This window comes from Agromyces italicus DSM 16388, assembly GCF_000421545.1.
Lineage (GTDB): Bacteria > Actinomycetota > Actinomycetes > Actinomycetales > Microbacteriaceae > Agromyces > Agromyces italicus.
In genome coordinates, this window is record NZ_ATXF01000010.1 from 164,239 (window position 1) to 184,786 (window position 20,548).

Genomic DNA, 20,548 nt, shown 5'->3' on the forward strand with positions numbered 1-20,548 from the left:
CCTCAGTGTCTAGTGCTGAGAGCATTTTGGGCCGCAATCACAGAGTCGAGCAACAGATATCAGCATGATGTCCGGGGCGTTGCCGCCCCGGACATCATGCTAGACGGGATTATAGGCGAAAGTGACGCCTCAGCCCTTGGTGATCTGGTGGTAGAGCGGCACCGAGTCCCAGCCGAACACCACGTTGTCGACCGTGTCGGCGGAGACGCCGGTCACGTTCGAGTACCACAGCGGGATCGCGGGGAGATCCTTCAGCAGGACTTCCTGAGCCTGCTGGTAGATCGCGGTCGCGTCCTCGACCGAAGCGGCCAGGCCACCCTCCTTGAGGAGGTTGTCGAACTCTTCGCTCGAGTAGTCCTCGTAGTTCGATCCGGCACCGGTCTGGTAGAGCGGGGCGAGGAAGTTGTACATCGAGGGGTAGTCGCCCTGCCAGCCGGCGCGCGTGCCACCGGTCAGCTTGTCGTTCGTGCGGTCGTCGAGGGCCGCGGCGAACGTCGGGTAGGGCTTGCCCACGGCCTGGATGCCGAGGGTGTTGGCGATCGAGTTCACGACCGCGTCGACCCAGGCCTGGTGGCCGCCGTCGGCGTTGTACGAGAGGTCGAAGACGGTGTCGCCGTAGGGGGCGATCGCGTCGGCCTCGGCCCAGAGCTTCTTGGCCTCTTCGGGGTTGTACTCGAGGACCTCAGCGCCCTCGAGCTTGTCGGTCCAGCCCGCGATGACCGGCGAGGTGTAGTCGGTCGCCGGGGTGCGGGTGCCCTGGAAGATCACGTCGGTGATCTCGTCGCGGTTGATCGCCATCGAGATGGCGGCGCGACGGAGCTCGCCCTCTTCGCCGCTCCAGTGCTCGAGGTAGTACGGCATGTTGAAGCCCTGGAAGATGGCGGCCGGCTGGTTGACCGCGCGGTCGCCGAACTCGTCTTCGTAGGTCTCGAACGCCGAGTCGGGCACGGCGTCGAGGACGTCGAGGTTGCCGCCGAGGACGTCGGCGTACGCCGTGTCCTGCGAGGCGTAGAAGACGATCGAGAGACCGCCGTTGGCGGGCTTGCGAGCGCCGTCGTAGTCGGGGTTGGTCACGAGGTCGATCTTCTCCTCGTGCACCCACGCGTCTTCGCCCGCGAGCATGTACGGACCGTTGCCGATGGGGCTCTCGCCGAAGGCCTCCATGTCGTCGAAGGCGGCCTCGGGCAGCGGCGAGTACGCCGAGTAGCCCAGGCGCAGCGGCCAGTCGGCCTCGGGCGCGACGAGGGTGACCTCGAAGGTCAGGTCGTCGACGACCTTGAGGCCGGTGAGCTCGGAGTCGGCCTCGTAGCTGAAGCCCTCGATGTTGTCGAAGAAGTACGACGAGCCCTGCGCGTTGCTGAAGAGGGCGCCGTAGTTCCACGCGTCGACGAACGAGTTCGCGGTGACGTCGGAGCCGTCGGTGAAGGTCTGGCCCTCCTTGATCTTGACGGTCCAGTGCTGGCCGTCCTCCGACTCGATCGACTCGGCGACGTCGTTCTCGATCTCACCGTCGGCCGTATAGGCGACGAGGCCCGCGAACAGCGACGTGATGATCTTGCCGCCACCGGTCTCGGTGGTGTTGGTCGGGATCAGCGGGTTCTGCGGCTCGGAGCCGTTCGTCGTGATGATCGCGTCAGGGTCACCGGCGGGCGAGGTGGCCTCGCTTCCGCCGCCGCTCGTGCAACCGGTGAGCACCAGTGCGCCGGCTGCAGCAAGAGCAATGGCTGCAACGCCGATTCTCTTGATCTTCAATGTTCCTCCTGTGAGATGTGCGCGGGGGCAGAACGGCTCGTGACCGCCCTGTGCGCTTCGTGGTGCAAGACTACGAATCGTTCCCTGAGATGCAAAGTCGAGACGGAAACCGTTACCGATGCGCAACCTAGCGTCACGGTGAGCGACACAGAACGCCGCATCGGCGCACGATCGTTGCGTCAGACCTCCGCATGCGAGGATTGCAGCATGCCCGATGCACGACGACTGCGAATCGAGCTCGCGATCGTGCTCGGCCTCTCGCTCGGCGCCTCGGCCGTCTACTCGATCGTCTCCATCATCGGGCGGGTCACCGACACGCGGCCTCTCGCCGATCAGTCGGCGGCGATCAACCAATCTCGCTCGAGCCGCGAGTGGCTCGACTTCACATACCAGTTCCTCGACGTCTTCTTCGGGCTCTTCGTCGTGGCACTCGCGCTCTACCTGCTCTGGCGGCCCGGCGGAAGTCCCTTCCGGCGCATCGGGTTCGACCTCACGAGGCCGGGGCGGGACGTGGCATCCGGCCTCGCGCTCGTCGCCGCCATCGGCGTGCCCGGTCTCGCGCTGTACGCGATCGGGCGCGCAGCCGGCGTGACCGTCGCGGTGGTGCCGTCACCGCTCGACACCTACTGGTGGACGATCCCGATCCTCGTGTTCGCGGCCCTGAAGGCGGCGCTCGTCGAGGAGGTCATCGTCGTCGGGTACCTCTTCACACGCCTGCGCGAACTCGGCGTCGGCCCGTGGGCGACGATCGTCTCGAGCGCGCTCCTGCGCGGCACGTACCACCTGTACCAGGGCTTCGGGCCCTTCGTCGGCAATGCGGCGATGGGCGTCGTCTTCGGCTGGTGCTACCTGCGATGGGGGCGCACGATGCCACTCGTCGTCGCGCACTGGGTGCTCGACATGGTGTCGTTCATCGGCTATCCCCTGGCGGTCGCATGGTGGCCGACGCTCTTCGCTCCTCCGGCGCAGTGAGTGCAGCGGGCCCGAACAGCGAGCGGATGCCGCGTGCGAGACGCCTGCGCACGACCCGGCGGCGCGGGGCCAGGTGCCGAGCGCTCGGCGCAGGGCGGAGCGGCACGGCTGCCACGACCCCGGCAGTGGGCGGGACCGACGGCGCGTCGTTCGCGTCGAGGTCGCCGCTCACGTGGAGCGACCGGCGACTGGGCGTGCAGACCACGCCGAGATAGCCGCCGCGCGCGAAGTCCATCACGTCCTGCGCGTGACGCATGGCCTGGGCCGACTCGGCCACGCTGCCACGGCGTCGCAGGCGCTGCTCGAGACCCGCGGTGTCGGCGGTTGCGACGCTCACGACGACGAAGATCGCGATGAACGCGATTCCAGCGATCATGTCGATGGCCGGCATGCGGCACCTCCCCGTGCCTCCGTCCCGGGTCGCCACGGAAGAAATCCCGAGAGAATCTCAGTGTACTCCCGGGGGTGCGGCACGTGACCACCCTGATCCGCCGGTCTTCGCTGCTCGGCAGCATGGAGGGACCCTCGCTCGGAGGGGAACGCCCGGCTTCTCGCCGGAGACCGAGAGACGGAACCGAACCATGCACCTCGCCGCAGCCCTCGCCGCCGGCCGCCTCGCCGCCCGCGCCGCCGACCGCCGCTTCCGGGCGCCCGAGCTCGAGACAGAGATCCGCGAGGCGCACGAGCGCGTCATCGCGCGGCGCGTCGCTCCGGTCGCCGCACCGTCGCGCCGCGACTACCCGGAGCGGGGGCGGCACGCCGCCCCGCGCCCCGCGTGATCCACCCCCGCCGCGAGACGTTTCTCAGGAACCGGAGCCCGAAACAGCACCCAACTCAGGAGTAACGGGCCGATTTCGACCGCACCGGCCCGAAATCTCCTGAGAAACAATTGCTGCGTCGGACTACGCGAACGCCTCCACCGGCGGGCAGGCGCACACGAGGTTGCGGTCGCCGTACGCCTGGTCGATGCGCCGCACCGGAGCCCAGTACTTGCCCCGTACCAGCGAGCGCACCGGGTACACGGCCCGCTCGCGGGTGTACGGGTGCTCCCACTCCCCCGCGATGACCGACTCGGCCGTGTGCGGGGCGTTCCGCAGCGGGTTGTCGTCGGCGGGCCACTCGCCGCGACCGACCGCGTCGGCCTCGGCCTTGATCGCGATCATCGCCTCGACGAACCGCTCGAGCTCGGCCAGGTCCTCCGACTCGGTCGGCTCGACCATGAGCGTGCCCGCGACGGGGAACGACATCGTCGGAGCGTGGAAGCCGTAGTCGATGAGGCGCTTGGCCACGTCGTCGACGCTCACGCCCGTCTCGGCCGCGAGCGGGCGCAGGTCGAGGATGCATTCGTGCGCGACCAGCCCGTTGTCGCCCGTGTAGAGCACCGGGTAGTGCTCGCGTAGGCGTGAGGCGACGAAGTTCGCCGCGAGCACCGCAGAGGCGGTGGCCTGCTTGAGCCCCTCTGCGCCCATCATGCGCACGTAGGCCCACGAGATCGGCAGGATCGACGGGCTGCCGTACGGCGCCGCCGAGACCGGTGCGCCGCCGTGCACGAAGCCGCCGGCGTGGTCGGCACGCTGCGCCATCGGGTGGCCGGGCAGGTACGGCGCGAGGTGCGCCTTCGCCGCGACCGGGCCGACGCCTGGCCCGCCGCCGCCGTGCGGGATGCAGAACGTCTTGTGCAGGTTCAGGTGCGAGACGTCGCCGCCGAAGTCGCCGAAGCGCGAGTAGCCGAGCAGCGCGTTGAGGTTCGCCCCGTCGACGTACACCTGGCCGCCGGCGTCGTGCACGGCCTGGGTGATCGCCTTCACCTCGTGCTCGTACACGCCGTGCGTCGACGGGTAGGTGATCATGAGCGCCGAGATGGATGCCGCGTGCTCGGCGATCTTCGCACGCAGGTCGCCGAGGTCGACGTTGCCGAGCTCGTCGGTCGCGACGACGACGACGCGCATGCCCGCGAGCACGGCCGAGGCCGCGTTCGTGCCGTGCGCGCTCGACGGGATCAGGCACACGTCGCGCTCGCCCTCGCCGTTGGCGAGGTGGTAGCCGCGGATCGCGAGCAGGCCCGCGAGCTCGCCCTGGCTGCCCGCGTTCGGCTGCAGCGAGACGGTGTCGTAGCCGGTGACCTCGGCGAGCCACGACTCGAGCTGCTCGACGAGCCCGAGCGAGCCGACGACGTCGGACTCGGGCGCGAACGGGTGCAGGTTGGCGAACGCGGGCCAGGCGACGGCCTGCATCTCGGTGGCGGCGTTGAGCTTCATGGTGCAGGAGCCGAGCGGGATCATGCCGCGGTCGAGCGCGTAGTCGCGGTCGGCCAGCTGCTTGAGGTAGCGCATCATCTGCGTCTCGGAGTGGTGCGTGTTGAACACCGGGTGCTCGAGGTACGGGCTCGTGCGGCGGAGCGCGGCCGGGATCGCGGTCTCGGTGGACGGGCCGTCGAGCTCGCGCTCCTCGGGCCCGCCGAACGCCTGCGCGACCCTGTGGAGCTCGTCGATCGTCGTCGTCTCGTCGACCGAGACGTACACGGTCGCCTCGTCGGCCTCCCACAGGAGCACGCCGAGCTCGCGGCCGCGGGCGACCACGTTCTTCGCGAGACCCGGCACGTGCACCGCGAGCGTGTCGAAGTACGCGTCGTGCGCGACGCGCTGGCCCAGGTCTTCGAGCCAGCCGGCGAGCAGCTTCGCCTTGCCCGCGGTCTGGGTGGCGATGGCGCGGATGCCCCGGGGACCGTGGTAGACCGCGTACATCGAGGCCATCACGGCGAGCAGCACCTGCGCGGTGCAGATGTTCGACGTCGCCTTCTCACGGCGGATGTGCTGCTCGCGCGCCTGCAGGCTGAGGCGGTAGGCCGGGTGGCCTGCGGCGTCCTGCGAGACGCCGACGAGGCGGCCCGGCATCTGGCGCTCGAGGCCCTTGCGCACGGCCATGTAGCCGGCGTGGGGGCCGCCGAAGCCCATCGGCACGCCGAAGCGCTGCGAGGTGCCGACGGCGACGTCGGCTCCGAGCTCGCCCGGGCTCGTCACGAGCGCGAGTGCGAGCAGGTCGGCGGCGACCACGGCGAGGGCGCCCTGCGCCTTCGAGGCCGCGATGACGCCGGCCGGGTCCCAGACGCGCCCCGAGGCGCCGGGGTACTGCACGAGGATGCCGAAGTGCTCGCCGAAGGCGGAGACATCCGTGCCCTCGGAGAGCGGGGCCTCGACGAGCTCGATGCCGACCGCCTCGGCGCGGGAGACCAGCAGCGCCTTCGTCTGCGGGAGCGCGTCGGCGTCGACGATGAAGCGGTTCGCCTTCGACTTCGAGCCACGACGGGCGAGCAGCATGCCCTCGACGACCGCGGTGCCCTCGTCGAGCATCGACGCGTTGGCGATGTCGAGTCCGGTGAGGTTCTCGACCATCGTCTGGAAGTTGATGAGCGCCTCGAGGCGGCCCTGGCTGATCTCGGGCTGGTACGGCGTGTACGCCGTGTACCAGCTCGGGTTCTCGAGCACGTTGCGCTGGATCACCGCGGGGGTGACCGTTCCGTAGTAGCCGAGGCCGATCATGGGCGTGCGCACGGTGTTCTGCGAGGCCAGGGCGGCGAGCTCGGCGAGGGCCTCGCGCTCGGTTGCGGCAGCGGGGATCGCGGAGTTCAGCACCTCCCCCATGCGGATCGACGACGGAACCGCCGCCGACATGAGCGCCTCGAGCGAGTCGTAGCCGAGCTCGGCGAGCATGAGCGCGTGGTCGCTCGGGGTGGTGCCGATGTGACGGCGCCCGAAGGCGTCGAGGTCGAAGGCGGAGGAGGGCGTGGTCATCGGGTCGGGTCCTTACTCGCCGGTGAGCGCGGTGTACTCGTCGCGCGTGAGCAGCTTCGGCAGGCTCGAAGTCGACACCTTCAGCAGCCAGCCCTCGCCGAAGGGGTCGCTGTTCACGAGCTCGGGGGCGTCGACGACGGCCTGGTTCGCCTCGACCACCTCGCCGTTGACGGGGGCGAAGAGCTCGCCGACCGACTTCGTCGACTCGATCTCGCCGACGACGGTGCCCTCGGTGATGGTGGTGCCCGCTGCGGGCAGGTCGACGTAGACGACGTCGCCGAGCTTCTCGGCGGCGTAGTCGGTGATGCCGATCGTGGCGACGTCGCCGTCGATCGCGATCCACTCGTGCTCTTCGGTGTAGTGCAGTGCGGTGAGGTCGGTCATGGGGTGCTCCTTGTGGTGTGGATGACTCGGGGCTCGCGCCGGCGACCGTCGCGGCCGCACGGCGCCGGGATCAGGAGGTGCGCTTGTAGAACGGCAGCGCCACGACGGCGGCGGGGATCCGGGTGCCGCGGACGTCGACGTACAGTGCGGTGCCGGCCTCGGCGAGCGCGGGGCTGACGAAGGCCATCGCGACGGGGTGGCCGAGCGTCGGCGAGAGTGCGCCGCTCGTGACGACGCCGACGCGGACCGCGCCCTCACTTTCGCCGTCGAAGACCGCGTAGTCGGCGCGGGGCGCCCGACGGCCCTCGGCCGCGAGACCGACGAGCACCGGGGCATCCGCCGCCGGGCCGCGCTCGATCGCGGCGCGACCGATGAAGTCGCCCTCCTTCGCGAGCGCGACGACGCGGCCGAGGCCGGCCTGCACGGGCAGGATGTCACGGCCGAGCTCGTGCCCGTAGAGGGGCATGCCCGCCTCGAGGCGGAGCGTGTCGCGGCTGGCGAGCCCGCACGGCACGACCCGCGGGCCGCCGGTCTCGACGAGCGCATCCCAGAGGCGTGTCGCGCGCTCGGGGGCGACGTAGAGCTCGAAGCCGTCCTCACCCGTGTAGCCGGTGCGGGCGACGAGCACCGGCTGGCCCTCGAAGGTGGCGGGGAACGCGCGGTAGTACTTCAGCGCGGCGATCCGCGCGTCGAAGTCCTCCGCGTCGTTGCCGGGGCCGTCGACGCCGAACCCGGGGGTCTCGAGAAGCACGGATCGGGCGTCGGGGCCCTGCAGCGCGATGAGGGCGATGTCGTCGCTCTCATCGGACACCACGGTGTCGAAGCCGGCGGCGCGGGTGCGCAGCTCGTCGGCGACGACCGCCGCGTTCGACGCGTTCGCGACGACCATGTAGCGGTCGTCGCCCGTGCGGTAGACCACGAGGTCGTCGATGATGCCGCCGTCGTCGGCGAGCAGCAGCGAGTACTTCGCCTGGCCGATCTCGATCGCCGACAGCCGGCCGGCGAGCGCGAAGTCGAGCGCCGCAGCCGCCTGCGGACCGATCAGCACGATCTCGCCCATGTGCGAGAGGTCGAAGATGCCCGAGGCGGTGCGCACGGCGTGGTGCTCGGCGAGGTCGGACGAGTAGCGCACCGGCATCTGCCAGCCGGCGAAGTCGGTGAAGCTCGCCCCCGCGGCGCGGTGCACAGCGTCGAGCGGGCTCAGGCGCTCTTCGGCGGGGGCGGTGGTACCGGGGTCGTTCGTCACGAGTTCTCCTTGACTGGCCTGCTGCGGGTGCAGTGCGCGGTCGCGATTCGTGCGGCGGATGCCGCATGAGAACTCCCCCTCTGTCATGAGCCTGAGAGTTTCACGCGTTGACGCGCTTTCACCGTGGGCGGCCCCGCGGAGACAGGGTCTCGTGCGGAGCACTTTTCAGAGTGGCCTCGTCGTCGCGGTGTGAGACCTGAGAGATTGGCAGGGAGGCTTGCTCCTTCGGTGCCGGCGCTGCTCGTGCGAACAGTGCTGCCGGCTCTCCCGCGACGCGTCGATGGCCCGGTATGAGGTTGTACCGTGATCCTAGCAGCGGCGCGACGCCAAGCGCGGCGGGCTTCGGCACCCCCAGATCGCGGTATGCCGGGCGCTGACGTCGGGCGGTACGCTCGTCGCGTCGGCACGGTCGAGCCAAGGCGGGTGGAAGCTGATGTCGCAACAACAGCAGAAGGCGAGTACGGGGCCGCACGAACCGTCGCCCGACGGCCCGCCCGACCGCCCCGAGTGGCCGGGCATCCAGGCGCGCACCTGGCAGCGGATCGGCGAGGGACTGTCGCTCGCGTCGATCGTCCTGCTCATCGCCGTCGCCCTGGCCGAACTCGACCGGCTCATCGCGAGCGTGCCGGACGCCGCAGGTCAGAGCCACTCGCTGAACCTCGCGCTGAGCCCGTTTTCGCTCCTGCAACGAACGAGCTGGAGCGCCTGGGCGGAGATGCCGTGGCATACGCAGATCGGACAGTGGATCATCCTCTCGGCGGCACTCGACGCAGTCATGGTGGTGGCGTACGCGATCCTCCTGCACCGTCTGATCCTGACCGCGCCGCGTTCGGCGCAGGCCGTGCCGGCGATCGCCTTCGCCACGATTCTCGCGAGCGAATGCCTCGAGGCCGCCCTGCAGATCGGCGCCGGCGCCGCAGTGGCGACCGGCATGACGGACGTCGCCCACTCCGTCGGTCGTCTCATCGCCTTCGTCACGCTCGCGAAGGTGCTCGGCTTCATCGTGCTCGCGGTCGCCGTGATGCGGATCCCCGAGTACCGCTCGTGGATCGGCGGCCGGCTGCGCCGCCTCGGCCGAGCGATCTGGGTGCACCGGCTCGCCGCGCTCGTGATCCTCGCCCTCTTCGTGCTGGCGTGCATCCCGGCGGCCGATCTCCTCGACCAGCTCCCCGACGTGGAGCGACAGTGGGCCGATGGCCGGCTCGGCGGCTGGCATGCGGCCTTCGGCATCACCGCCCTGCTCGTCACGGGCCTCCTCACCTTCGCACTCAACCGTCGACGCACCCGGTACATGATCGAGACCCGCGTTCACGGCTGGGTCGGGCGCCCCTCGCCGTCATGGCTCCACGCGGCGGGTCCGTGGCTCATCGCGCCGGCGGCCCAGCTCCTGCTCGCCGTCATCACCCTCCTCATCGCCGCGCTCAACGGCTCGGCAGCGGCAATCCACCTTCCGACGTTCCTCGCGATCCTCGGGGTCGAGCTCGCCGTCGCCGTGCTCGCGGCCGTCACCTGGCCTTGGTCGCGCAGGCATCCCGAATCGCCGCGCACCGCCGACGTCGAACGCGCCGCCGACAGCTGGATCGTCGGCGACTCGCTCGCAGCGATCGTGCTCGTGGTCGGCGCGATCGGCGTCGTGCGCTCCTTCCTCGTGCCGATAGTGCTGGGCGGCTCCGACGCGGGAATCCTCGGCTGGGTACTCGTCCCGTTCTCGGTCGTCGTTGTCGTCCTGGCTCCATGGGCGACGCTCACTACTGCGAACGTGCTCACGTCGGGCGCCCGCCTGGCCCGGCGCTCGCGACTCGACCCGACCGACGCCCGGCATCCCGACGGCGTGCACGTCTCGAAATCGGGCTGGGTCGAGTGGCTGGCCTTCGTCGCCGGCGCGGCGGTGCTGCTCGGCGGCCTGCTCTTCCCCGCGCAGATCGGGGCGACCTTCGGCGCGGTCGCGGTCATGCTCGTCTCGCTCGGCGCCTGGGTGGCGGTGTTCGGTGCATTCACGCTCATCGTGCAGGCCCGCGAACTCATCGCACCGTTCCGATGGATGAACATGCGGGCGGCGCCCATCATCACGCTCGGCCTCATCGTCCCGCTCGTGATCAATGTCGCACTCGCGGCGATGCCATGGAAAGGGGCCTCCGACACGGCGCTGCACGAGGTGCACGTGTCGAACACCGAGCCGGCGGCGAACCCCGTCGAGCCTGATGCGTTGCGCGATCGCCTCGAGGCGCTCCGTGCCGACACCGAGTGCGCGGTCCCCCTCGAGGTCGGCGACGACGGTGAACCCGACGAGAGCGGCCCGTCTGCCCGGCCGGTCTTCCTCATCGCCTCGGAGGGCGGCGGCATCCGCGCCGCCTACTGGACGGCCTCGGTGCTCGGAGCGCTCGACGGCTGTGCCGCCCGCTCCGGACTTATCGCGAGCGGAATCAGCGGGGGCTCGGTCGGTCTCGCCCTCGCGAGCGCGATCGACGACCGCGCGCAGCGCGACCCCGAAGCGATCGTCTCCGAGGCCCGCAACCTCTCGGGGCCCGAATCGGTGTCGTCGGCCGCGCTCGGGCTCGTCGTCGGCGATGCCGTCGCGGGCGGCTGGGGCGTGCACGTGCCCTCGTACCTCGACCCCGAACTCGGCGACGACGAGGGTTGGCGATGGCGCGACCGTGCGGCCTTGATCGAGTCGTGGTGGGAGAACGGCACTTCGCTCGGCGAACCGTTCACGAACGAGATCGACCCCCTCACGGGCGCGCTGCTCATGAACTCGGCCGACGTCGTCACGAAGTGCCGGCTGCTCGTACAGCAGGCGCCGATCATCGCCGACCGCAGCGACCCCGCGGCGCATGGCGAGGGGCGGATCGGCCCGTGCGACGGCACGGGCGGGCTTCCGTCGATGCTGCAGTTCGACGAACTGCCCGGCCTCGCCGACGCGCAGGACGCATCCGACTGCCTCGCCGGCCTCGACTGGTCGACGGCGGCGATGCTCTCCGCCCGCTTCGCCGTGATCACCCCGACGGGCAGCCTGCCCGGGCAGTCACCCTGCGGCGATGTGGCCGGCGCACAGTTCGTCGACGGCGGCTACGTCGAACCCACCTCGCTCGCCACGATCGCCGACATCGCGCCTGCACTCATGGCCCGCTTCGCCGAGGTGAACGCCCGACCCGGCTCGAACGTGACGCTCGTCCCGGTGCTGCTCTACCTGCGGAACTCACAGGGGTACGACCTCGTCACCGACATCGCCCGGGCCGAGGCCGAGCCGCTCGCCCCCATCACGGGCAACGCGGCGCGCGTGCGCCTCACCGGACAAGATGCGTGGATCCAGCGCATCGCGCTCTCCATGCCCGAGTCGTGCCCCGGCGAGCGGGCGACGGGCGACGCCGGACAGATGACGGGCGACCGGGAACTCTCAGCGTGCCGGACGGCGTTCGACGCGGTCGTCGGCCCGGGCGGCACGGCCGAGGGCGGCGTGATCGTCGTCGCACCGGCGTCGGAGCCGGCGGTGGTGCCGCCACTCGGCTGGGCGCTCTCGGAGGCGAGTCAGGCTCGCTTCAGCGCGGCGCTGCACACCGCAGCGAACTGCCCCGGCCAAGGCGACCGGTCAACGCGCGCCGAGCGGGCGGCCGCGAGCCACCACTACCCAGGACTCGACACCGTTCCCGCCCTGTTCGGCGAGGAGAAGACGACGGAGATCTGCGGGCGCATCGATGCCCAGCTCGAGGGAGCCGACTGAGCCGGACCGAGAACCCGCCCGTTCGACGGCCGCACGGCCCTCAGATCACTCCGGCCGGTTGCCGTGCGCGTCGTGCTCGAAGGGCGTCTCGACGCCGCGGTAGGCGAGGCTCATCATCATGCCCGCCGCGGCGTGCTCGAGGTCGTGGCAGTGGTCCATCCAGATACCGGGATTGTCTGCGACGAGCAGCACCTCCCACACCTCGCCGGGGCGCACGTCGACGGTGTCGAGCCAGAGCGGTGCCCCGCGTGCGGGCTCGCCGTCGCGTGAGAGCACGAGCACGTGGTGGCCGTGCACGTGCATGGGGTGCACCTCGAACCCGCGGTTCGCGATCGTCAGCCGCACGACGTCGCCCTCGTCGACCTCGACCGGCTCGATGTGGGGGAACACGCGACCGTTCACGGTGTACGCGTAATTCGGGGCGCCGCCGACGAAGCGCGGCATGCGGTCGAGCACGAGCTCGGCGGTGGCGGTGACCTCGCCGAACTCGGCGGGCACCTCGCCCGGCGGCGTCTCGGGCGGTGTGCCGTAGTCGAGCAGGTCGAGCTCGGGCAGTTCGGCAGGGGCGGGCTCGGATGCCTCGGGGCCGGCGTCGGCGCTGTCGCCGGTCGCTCCATCGCCCGGCGGCCGGAACACGAGTGCAGAGCCGTCGGTCGCATCGACGACGAACCGGACCTCGCCGTCGGGCATCTCGAACACGAGGTCTGCGCGGGCCCCGGCGCCGAGCGCGACCGCCTCCCCCGTCAGCTCCCGGCCGCCGTCGAGGTCGCGGCCGTCGACGGCGACGACGCGGAACGGCGCCCCGGCGACCGCGGCGCGCAGCGGCGTGCGGTCGGTGTTCGCGACGCGGAGCCGCACGGCGGTGCCGGGTTCGGCCTCGTGCAGCTGCTCGCCGTCGTCCCCGCCGAGGAGCACGGCGCCGCCGATCGTGTGCACGGGCACCGCGAGGTCGAGCGCCTCGGCGACGCCGCCCGCGGGTTCGACGACGAGCATGCCGTAGAGGCCGCGCCGCACGCCCTCTGAGGAGACCTGGTGGGTGTGGTACCAGTAGCTGCCCGGGGTGTCGGCGACGAAGCGCGAGACGAACTCGCCGCCCGGCATGACCGCGTCCTGCGTCACGCCCGCCACCCCGTCCTCGCCGTTCGGCACGTCGACGCCGTGCCAGTGCAGCGTGACGCCGTCGTCGATGTCGCGATTTCGCAACGTCGCCTCGACGAGCTCGCCCTCGGTCACCCTGATCTCGGGGCCAGGCAGGCGATCGCCGAACGACCAGGCCTCGATCTCGGTGCCGCTCGAGAGGGTGAGCTCGCGATGCGCGGCGACGAGCTCGATGCGCCGCACCGGGGCGTCGAGACCTTCAGGGGTCCGAAGTTCGTCGACCGAGACCGCAGCGGATGCCTCGGCGCCGGCGCCGCTCGCGGGGAGTGCGCCCGCGTTCGCGCCCGGCGCGCCGCCGGCGTGGGCGTGCGCGGCCGAGGCCTCGATCGAGGGCGGCGCGGTGTCGGCGAGCCACACCCAGCCGATCGAGCCGGCGAGCACGATCACGCCGATGCCGGCGAACCCGACGATCGCGCGGCGGCCGCGTCGGGCGAGCACCGCCCACGCGAGTCCGGTGCCGAGCACCACGAGCCCGGCGAGGACCGCCGTCGCGGCGGGCATCGGCGGGTAGCCGAGGATCCAGCACGCCGCCGCGCCGGCTGCGACGGCGAAGCCGCCGCCGAGCATGAGCACCCGCGGACCGGGCTCGGCGGGTTCGCGGCGCCAGCGCACGAGACCGACGACCGCGCAGCCGAGGCCGACCGCGGCGAAGGGCGACGCGACGACGAGCTTCTCGCCGGCGAACCACCAGCCGCGACCGGCGAGGAGCACCGCGAGGACGGTCGAGACGAGCACCGCCGTCGCAGCCCCGGCGACGAGCCCGACGACGAGCCGGCGCTCGCGGACCGTCGGCGGACGGGCGGCCCCGACGGCGACGAACCCGGCGGCGAGCTGCGCACCGGAGGCCGCGAGGATGGCCGCGGCGTACACGGCGAGGAGGGCGGCGGTGGTCATCTCGCCCTCCTCACCGTGAGTGTGGTCGCGACGGACTCAGCGGCTCGCCGCGGGGTCCGGGGCGGCTTCGACGGTCGGCTCGGTCTCCGCGTGCGAGGTGGGTGCCGAGGCATCCGCACCGTCGCCGATGGCGGGCTCACCAGGGCGACCCTCGCGCACGAGCCTGCGCGCCCGGCCGACCAGCACGATCGCCGCGATGAGGATGATCGCGCCGTTGAGGCCGTGCAGCGACACCATGAGCGTCGCGCCGAGCGGCGGTGCGGTGTGGTCGTCGGGACCGAGGCCGAAGACGACGCCCGTGAGGATGAACAGCAGCGTCTGGACGACGAGCAGGATCAGCGGCAGTGCCGAGAGCCAGACGGTGCGCTTGCCGGCCTTCGCGAGGGCCGCGGTGATGATGAGCAGCAGCGCGAGGATCGGCAGCACGATGCGGCCGTTGGTGCCGTGGATCGCGAAGAGCTCGTCTTCGGGATCGGAGAAGACGCCCACCGCGGCAAGGTAGAGCTGCAGCATGACGCCGGCCGTGAAGAGGACGGTGACGGTGAGATAGAGCTTGCGCATTTCGACGCCTCGCTTCCAGGGCGATCGGGGTTCGGACACCTCATCGTGCGCGTCGGCCGTCCTGGGCGGCATCAGTGGCGGCACGGATCCGCGGTCAGCGCCTCCCCCGAGTTCGCCTTCTGGTCATCTCGACTGTAAGCTGAGCATCGCCGCACTTCGAGTCAACCTGACTCGAAGCCGTTCAACCCCCATCCATCACCATCGATCACCGACGGAAGGACGAGGAATGCCGCACCAGCTCGACGCCCCGACCAGGCTCGCCGTCTCCACGGTGATCTTCGCGCTGCGCCCCGACGCCGCAGGCCGAGCCGTGCTCTGGACCCCGCTCGTGCGTCGCACCCGCGAGCCCCAGCGCGGCCTCTGGGCGCTGCCCGGCGGCTGGCTCCCGGTCAACGAGGAGCTCGAGGTCGCCGCCGCCCGCACACTGCGCGCGACGACCGGCCTCGCCCCCAAGTACCTCGAGCAGCTCTACACCTTCGGCGACGTCGACCGCTCCCCCGACGCCCGCGTCGTCTCGGTCGTCTACTGGGCGCTCGTGCAGAGCGATGAGGCCGCACGCGCCGTCGCCGGGCCGAACGTGCGCTGGGTTCCGGCCGACACGTTGCCCGAACTGGCCTTCGACCACCGTCGCATCGTCGAGTACGCGCTCTGGCGGCTCCGCACGAAGGTCGAGTACACCGAGATCGCGCACGCCTTCCTCGGCGAGCAGTTCACGCTCGCCGAGCTCCGGGAGATCTACGAGGCGGTGCTCCAGCGCAGCCTCGATCCGGCGAACTTCCGGCGCACGATGATCGCGTCGGGCCGACTGCGCGAGACCGGCGAACTCCTCGCCGGCGCCGCGCACCGCCCACCGAAGCTCTACCGCTACGACCCCTCGGCACGAACGGCCGAGGCCCGAGAACCCTTCCAGAGCGAGAGGCCCGCCTCATGACCATCACGAACCCCGACGTGCGCAACGCGGCATCCGTCGACCGCACGCTGAAGCTCATCGCGGCGGGCGCGACCGAGGGGGCGAGCTGCGCGCCCGAGCTCGCGGACGGCCCCTGGGAGTTCGACGCGGGCCCCGCCGGCTACGGCCCCGGCGCCTCGATGGGCGACGTCATCCCAACCGGCTCACCCCGCCAGGGTGCGCTCCCCGAGGCGTATCGGCTCGCGAGCGACGACGAACTGCACGCGCGCATCCGTGCCGCGAAAGCGACCCTCGGCGAGCGCGTCGTCGTGCTCGGCCACTTCTACCAGCGCGACGAGGTCGTCGAGCACGCCGACTTCGTGGGCGATTCGTTCCAGCTCGCGAACGCGGCGCTCACGCGGCCCGATGCCGACGCCATCGTCTTCTGCGGCGTGCACTTCATGGCCGAGACGGCCGACCTCCTCTCGCGCCCCGAGCAGGCCGTGATCCTGCCGAACCTCGCCGCGGGCTGCTCGATGGCCGACATGGCCGACGAGAGCTCGGTCGAGGAGTGCTGGGAGCAGCTCGCCGAGGTCTACGGCGACCTCGACGTTGCGGATGCCACGGGGCGGGTGCCGGTCATCCCGGTGACCTACATGAACTCCTCGGCGGCGCTCAAGGGCTTCGTCGGCAGGCACGGCGGCATCGTCTGCACGTCCTCGAACGCGCGCATCGTGCTCGAGCAGGCCTTCGAGCGCGGGCAGCGGGTGCTGTTCTTCCCCGACCAGCACCTCGGACGCAACACGGCGAAGGCGATGGGCGTGCCGCTCTCCCGGATGCCGATGTGGAACCCGCGGAAGCCGCTCGGCGGATCCTCGTCCGACGAGCTCCTCGATGCGAAGGTCATCCTCTGGCACGGATTCTGCTCGGTGCACCGGCGCTTCACCGTCGACCAGATCGCCGCGGCGCGCGCCTCGCACCCCGGCGTGCAGGTCATCGTGCACCCCGAGTGCCCGATGCCCGTCGTCGACGCCGCCGATGCGGCCGGCTCGACCGACTTCATCGTGAAGGCGATCCAGGCCGCCCCGGCGGGCTCCACCTTCGCGATCGGCACCGAGATCAACCTCGTGCAGCGCCTCGCGGCCGAGCACCCCGAGCACGAGATCTTCTGTCTCGACCCCGTCGTCTGCCCCTGCTCGACGATGTACCGGATCCACCCGGGCTACCTCGCGTGGGTGCTCGAGGAGCTCGTCGCCGGCCGCGTCGTCAACCGCATCACGGTTCCGGCCGACGTCGCCGATCCCGCGCGCGTCGCCCTCGAGCGCATGCTCGCGGCGAAGCCGCCGGCGTCTCCTTCCGCCGGTCGAGGAGCGCCGCCGGAGGCGACGCGTCTCGAGACCGGAGCCTGACATGACGCGCGTGCTCGTCATCGGCGGGGGAATCGCGGGCCTCTGGGCCGCGGTGCGCTCGGCCGACGCCGGCTGCTCGGTCGAACTGGTCACGAAGACCGAGCTCGCCGAGAGCAACACGAGGTACGCGCAGGGCGGCATCGCCGCGGCGCTCTTCCCCGACGACTCGGCCGCCCGTCACATGGCCGACACGCTCGGCGCGGGCGCGGGCCTGGCCGACCTCGAGGCGGTGCGGGTGCTCTGCGATGAAGGACCGGCGCGCGTGCGCGACCTGATCCGATTCGGCGTCGCCTTCGACCGCGGCGACTCGGGCCTCTCACGCGGGCTCGAGGCCGCGCACTCGCGCGCCCGCATCGTGCACGCCGGCGGCGACGCGACGGGCGCGGCCATCGAGGCGGCGCTCGTCGGCACGGTGCGACGGCGTGCAGTGCGCATCGACGAGCGCACGATGCTCGTCGACCTCCTGGTCGAGCCGGGGCACGGCGGGCGCCCGGCCGTCGTCGGCGCGCGGCTCCTCGACGGGCAGGGCGCGATCACCCTGCGCCGCGCCGACGCGGTCGTGCTCGCGACCGGCGGCAACGGGCGGCTCTACCGGCACACCACCAACCCCGACGTCGCAACGGGCGACGGTGTCGCCGCCGCCTGGCGCGCGGGCGCGGCCGTCGCCGACCTCGAGTTCACGCAGTTCCACCCGACGGCGCTCGCCGCTCCCGGCACGCCGCTCATCTCCGAGGCCGTGCGAGGAGAGGGCGCGGTACTTCGCGACGTGGCGGGGCGCCGGTTCATGACCGAAGTGCACCCCGACGCCGAGCTCGCCCCCCGCGACGTCGTCGCCCGCGCGGTCTGGCGGCGCATGGCTGCACAGGGCGGCGAGCCTGTGCGGCTCGACGCGACCGCACTCGGCGAGGAGTTCCTCGCCGAGCGGTTCCCCGGACTCGACCGGGTGGTGCGCGACGACGGCTTCGACTGGAGCCGCGAGCCCGTGCCCGTGACGCCCGCCGCGCACTACGCGATGGGGGGCGTCGCCACCGACCTCGACGGCCGCGCGAGCCTCGCCGGCCTCTACGCCGTCGGCGAGTGCGCCCGCACCGGCGTGCACGGCGCCAACCGGCTCGCCTCCAACTCGCTGCTGGAGGCGGCCGTGTTCGCCGAGCGGGCCGCGCGGGCGATCGCCTCGCCGGTCTCGTCGCCGGTCGTCGGCACCCACGATCGGCACACTGCGCAGGAGCCGGTGCGGGACGGCGTGTCGCGGCCGCGTGCTGACGACTCGTCACGTGTCCCGGTCGACCGAGCCGCGCTTCAGGCGCTCATGTGGGAGCACGTCGGGCTCGAGCGCGACGAGCAGGGACTCGCCGAGGCATCCGTACGACTCGACGGGTGGAGCGCCCCCGCGCCCGTCGATCGCCGCTCGGCCGAAGACCGCAACCTGCTCGACCTCGCCCGCCTCACCGTCGCCGCGGCGCTCGCGCGCCGGGCGAGCGCCGGCGCCCACTTCCGCACCGACGACCCGTCGGGCGCGCCCGGCGCCGCCGCACCCGCGCTCGCACCCGAACTGGAGGCCGCCTGATGACCGAAGCCCGTGAGATCGACCGCATCGTGACGATGGCCCTCGACGAGGATGCCCCGTGGGGCGACCTCACGAGCGAGACGCTGATCCCGCAGGCGGCGACCGCGACGGCCGAGCTCGTCGCCCGCGAGCCGGGCGTGCTCAGCGGCATCGAGGTGTTCGCCGCGGCGTTCCGTCTCGTCGATGCCCGCGTCGCCGTCGTGCAGCTCGCCGCTGACGGCGAGGCCTTCGCCGCCGGACAGGTGCTCGCGCGCGTGCAGGGGCCCGCGCGGGGCATCCTGCGCGCCGAACGCGTGGGCCTCAACCTCGTGCAGCGCATGTCGGGCATCGCCACGTTGACGGCGCGCTACGTCACCGCGGCCGCGGGCACCCGAGCGCGCATCGTCGACACCCGCAAGACCACGCCCGGCCTCCGCAGCCTCGAGCGGCAGGCCGTGCGCGACGGCGGCGGGCGCAACCACCGGCGCTCGCTCTCCGACGCGATCATGGCGAAGGACAACCACCTCGCCGTGCTCACAGCCGACGGCACCGACCTGGCCGCCGCGCTGCGCGCGGCGCGCGATCGGATGCCGCACACCGCCCACCTCGAGGTCGAGGTCGACCGCCTCGAGCAGATCGAGGCGGTGCTCGCGGGCGGCGCCGACACGGTCATGCTCGACAACTTCACGACCGACGACCTCGTCGAAGGCGTCGCCCTCATCGCGGGACGCGCCGTCGTCGAGGCGTCGGGCGGGGTGTCGCTCGACACGGTCGCCGCGATCGCCGCGACCGGGGTCGACGTGATCTCGGTCGGCGCGCTGACCCATTCGGTGCGTTCGCTCGACCTCGGGCTCGACGTCGTCGTCGAGGCGCCGGCCACGCGCGTCGAGGTCGCCGCCCCGGCCACCGCACCTGCGGGGCATCCGTGATCTTCCTCGACCACGCGGCGACCACGCCCGTGCGCCGGGAGGCGCTCGAGGCGATGTGGCCCTATCTGACGGGGGCCTTCGGCAACCCATCGAGCCGGCACGGGCTCGGAGACGAGGCCGCGCGGGCCCTCGCTGCCGCGCGCCTCGCAGTCGCGGAGGTCGTAGGCGCCCGCCCTGGCGATGTCGTCTTCACGAGCGGCGGCACCGAGGCCGACAACCTCGCGCTGAAGGGCCTCGCGCTCGCGGCGCCGCGGGGCGGGCACCTCGTCGTCTCCCCCATCGAGCACGAAGCGGTGCTCGAGTCGGCCGCGTACCTCGCCCGGCATCACGGCTTCGAGATCTCAGAGGTCGCGGTGGATGCCGCGGGGCTGGTCTCGCCGGACGCGCTCGCCGCGGTGCTCCGGCCGGACACCGCGCTCATCTCGGTGCAGCTCGCGAACAACGAGATCGGCACCGTGCAGCCCGTCGCGGAGCTCGCGGCGCTCGCGCACGCGCACGGCGCCCTGATGCACAGCGATGCGGTGCAGGCCGCGGGCTGGCTGCCGCTCGGGCTCGACGAGCTCGGCGTGGACGCGCTCTCGCTCGCCGGGCACAAGGTGGGCGCCCCGAAGGGCACGGGCGCGCTCATCGTGCGCGGCCGGCTGCCGCTCGAGGCGGTGCTGCACGGCGGCGGCCAGGAGCGCGGCCGACGCTCGGGCACCGAGAACGTCGCGGGAGCGGTCGCCTTCGCGACGGCGCTCCGGCTCGCCGAAGCCGAGCGCGCCTCGGCCGCGGCCCGCGTCGGCGCCCTCGGCGCCCGACTCGCGGCCCGCGTGCTCGCCGAGGTGCCTGAGGCCCGGCTCACGGGCGACGCGACCCGGCGGCTGCCCGGCACGGTGTCGTTCGTCTTCCCCGGCACGAGCGGCGAAGCGGTGCTGCTCGAACTCGAGCGCGACGGCGTCGTCTGCTCGAGCGGCTCGGCGTGCGCCGCGGGCAGCGACGAGCCCTCGCACGTGCTCACTGCGATCGGCCTGCCGGCCGATCTCGCGCAGACCGCCGTCAGGTTCACGCTCGGTTCGTCGACGACGGCGAGCGAGATCGAGGATGCCGCGACCGCCGTGGCACGGGCCGTGTCCGCGGTGCGCGGTATCGTGACGACATGAGCAATTCGATTCCCGCACCTGCCGCCGACGACGACGCGAACGACCGCCGCGTCGAGAACGAGCTGGCCCCCGAAGAGCAGCTGCTCGAGGGTTGGCTGCCTCGCCCGACGCCGACCGACGGTCCGGCACCGGCTCCGTAGCCCGCGACTCCGCACAT

Annotated in this window: 16 protein-coding genes and 1 riboswitch; of the genes, 9 read left to right on the forward strand and 7 right to left on the reverse strand. The window is 72.0% G+C overall.

Annotated features, from left to right (window positions below):
• Positions 1-129 precede the first annotated feature (129 nt).
• A complete protein-coding gene (locus H516_RS0115570; RefSeq protein WP_022890636.1) occupies positions 130-1,752 on the reverse strand; it encodes a peptide ABC transporter substrate-binding protein in 1,623 nt (540 codons plus the stop codon).
• A gap of 207 nt (positions 1,753-1,959) precedes the next feature.
• Between H516_RS0115570 and H516_RS0115575 the strand changes: the two genes are divergently transcribed.
• On the forward strand, positions 1,960-2,724 hold the full coding sequence (locus tag H516_RS0115575; protein ID WP_022890637.1) for a CPBP family intramembrane glutamic endopeptidase: 765 nt from the start codon (positions 1,960-1,962) through the stop codon (positions 2,722-2,724).
• Here the strand turns inward: H516_RS0115575 and H516_RS22275 are convergent.
• Complete coding sequence (locus H516_RS22275; protein WP_157432287.1) at positions 2,663-3,115, reverse strand: hypothetical protein; 453 nt, start codon at positions 3,113-3,115, stop codon at positions 2,663-2,665. The genes H516_RS0115575 and H516_RS22275 overlap by 62 nt on opposite strands.
• Before the next feature lie 190 nt (positions 3,116-3,305).
• On the opposite strand from H516_RS22275, the gene H516_RS0115580 reads away from it, so the two are divergent.
• Positions 3,306-3,503, forward strand: coding sequence for a hypothetical protein (locus tag H516_RS0115580; RefSeq protein ID WP_022890638.1), 198 nt, complete (start codon positions 3,306-3,308; stop codon positions 3,501-3,503).
• A gap of 123 nt (positions 3,504-3,626) precedes the next feature.
• Here H516_RS0115580 and gcvP read toward each other — a convergent pair whose 3' ends face one another.
• From gcvP to gcvT, 3 genes are all read right to left on the reverse strand, one after another.
• Positions 3,627-6,515, reverse strand: a complete 2,889-nt coding sequence (gcvP, locus tag H516_RS0115585) for an aminomethyl-transferring glycine dehydrogenase (RefSeq protein WP_022890639.1) — start codon at positions 6,513-6,515, stop codon at positions 3,627-3,629.
• Positions 6,516-6,527: 12 nt separating this feature from the next.
• On the reverse strand, positions 6,528-6,899 hold the full coding sequence (gcvH, locus tag H516_RS0115590) for a glycine cleavage system protein GcvH (RefSeq protein WP_022890640.1): 372 nt from the start codon (positions 6,897-6,899) through the stop codon (positions 6,528-6,530).
• Between the two features lie 70 nt (positions 6,900-6,969).
• Positions 6,970-8,145 (reverse strand): glycine cleavage system aminomethyltransferase GcvT, encoded by a 1,176-nt coding sequence (gene gcvT / locus H516_RS0115595; RefSeq protein ID WP_022890641.1) that lies wholly within the window; start codon positions 8,143-8,145, stop codon positions 6,970-6,972.
• Between the two features lie 175 nt (positions 8,146-8,320).
• Positions 8,321-8,425: riboswitch (glycine riboswitch) on the reverse strand.
• 153 nt (positions 8,426-8,578) lie between these two features.
• Here gcvT and H516_RS0115600 point away from each other — a divergent pair.
• On the forward strand, positions 8,579-11,863 hold the full coding sequence (locus H516_RS0115600; RefSeq protein WP_022890642.1) for a hypothetical protein: 3,285 nt from the start codon (positions 8,579-8,581) through the stop codon (positions 11,861-11,863).
• A gap of 45 nt (positions 11,864-11,908) precedes the next feature.
• Here the strand turns inward: H516_RS0115600 and H516_RS0115605 are convergent, their stop codons facing one another.
• Both H516_RS0115605 and H516_RS21455 read right to left on the reverse strand, forming a co-directional pair.
• Positions 11,909-13,915 carry a multicopper oxidase family protein gene (locus tag H516_RS0115605; RefSeq protein WP_022890643.1) on the reverse strand — a complete coding sequence of 669 codons (2,007 nt, stop codon included), beginning with the start codon at positions 13,913-13,915 and terminating at the stop codon, positions 11,909-11,911.
• Between the two features lie 36 nt (positions 13,916-13,951).
• Positions 13,952-14,476, reverse strand: a complete 525-nt coding sequence (locus H516_RS21455) for a DUF6220 domain-containing protein (protein ID WP_022890644.1) — start codon at positions 14,474-14,476, stop codon at positions 13,952-13,954.
• Between the two features lie 226 nt (positions 14,477-14,702).
• On the opposite strand from H516_RS21455, the gene H516_RS20550 reads away from it, so the two are divergent.
• From H516_RS20550 to H516_RS22450, 6 genes are read left to right on the forward strand one after another with little or no spacing between them, the layout of a single operon-like run.
• Positions 14,703-15,407: an NUDIX hydrolase gene (locus H516_RS20550; protein ID WP_022890645.1), complete on the forward strand. Its 705-nt coding sequence runs from the start codon at positions 14,703-14,705 to the stop codon at positions 15,405-15,407.
• Positions 15,404-16,774: a quinolinate synthase NadA gene (gene nadA, locus H516_RS20555; protein WP_022890646.1), complete on the forward strand. Its 1,371-nt coding sequence runs from the start codon at positions 15,404-15,406 to the stop codon at positions 16,772-16,774. The genes H516_RS20550 and nadA overlap by 4 nt, the downstream gene beginning before the upstream one ends.
• A gap of 1 nt (position 16,775) precedes the next feature.
• Positions 16,776-18,341: an L-aspartate oxidase gene (gene nadB / locus H516_RS0115625; protein WP_022890647.1), complete on the forward strand. Its 1,566-nt coding sequence runs from the start codon at positions 16,776-16,778 to the stop codon at positions 18,339-18,341.
• Complete coding sequence (gene nadC / locus H516_RS20560) at positions 18,341-19,249, forward strand: carboxylating nicotinate-nucleotide diphosphorylase (protein ID WP_022890648.1); 909 nt, start codon at positions 18,341-18,343, stop codon at positions 19,247-19,249. Before nadB ends, nadC begins: the two co-directional genes overlap by 1 nt.
• Positions 19,246-20,391, forward strand: a complete 1,146-nt coding sequence (locus H516_RS0115635) for a cysteine desulfurase family protein (RefSeq protein ID WP_022890649.1) — start codon at positions 19,246-19,248, stop codon at positions 20,389-20,391. The genes nadC and H516_RS0115635 overlap by 4 nt, the downstream gene beginning before the upstream one ends.
• Positions 20,388-20,531: a hypothetical protein gene (locus H516_RS22450; RefSeq protein WP_022890650.1), complete on the forward strand. Its 144-nt coding sequence runs from the start codon at positions 20,388-20,390 to the stop codon at positions 20,529-20,531. Before H516_RS0115635 ends, H516_RS22450 begins: the two co-directional genes overlap by 4 nt.
• Positions 20,532-20,548 lie beyond the last annotated feature (17 nt).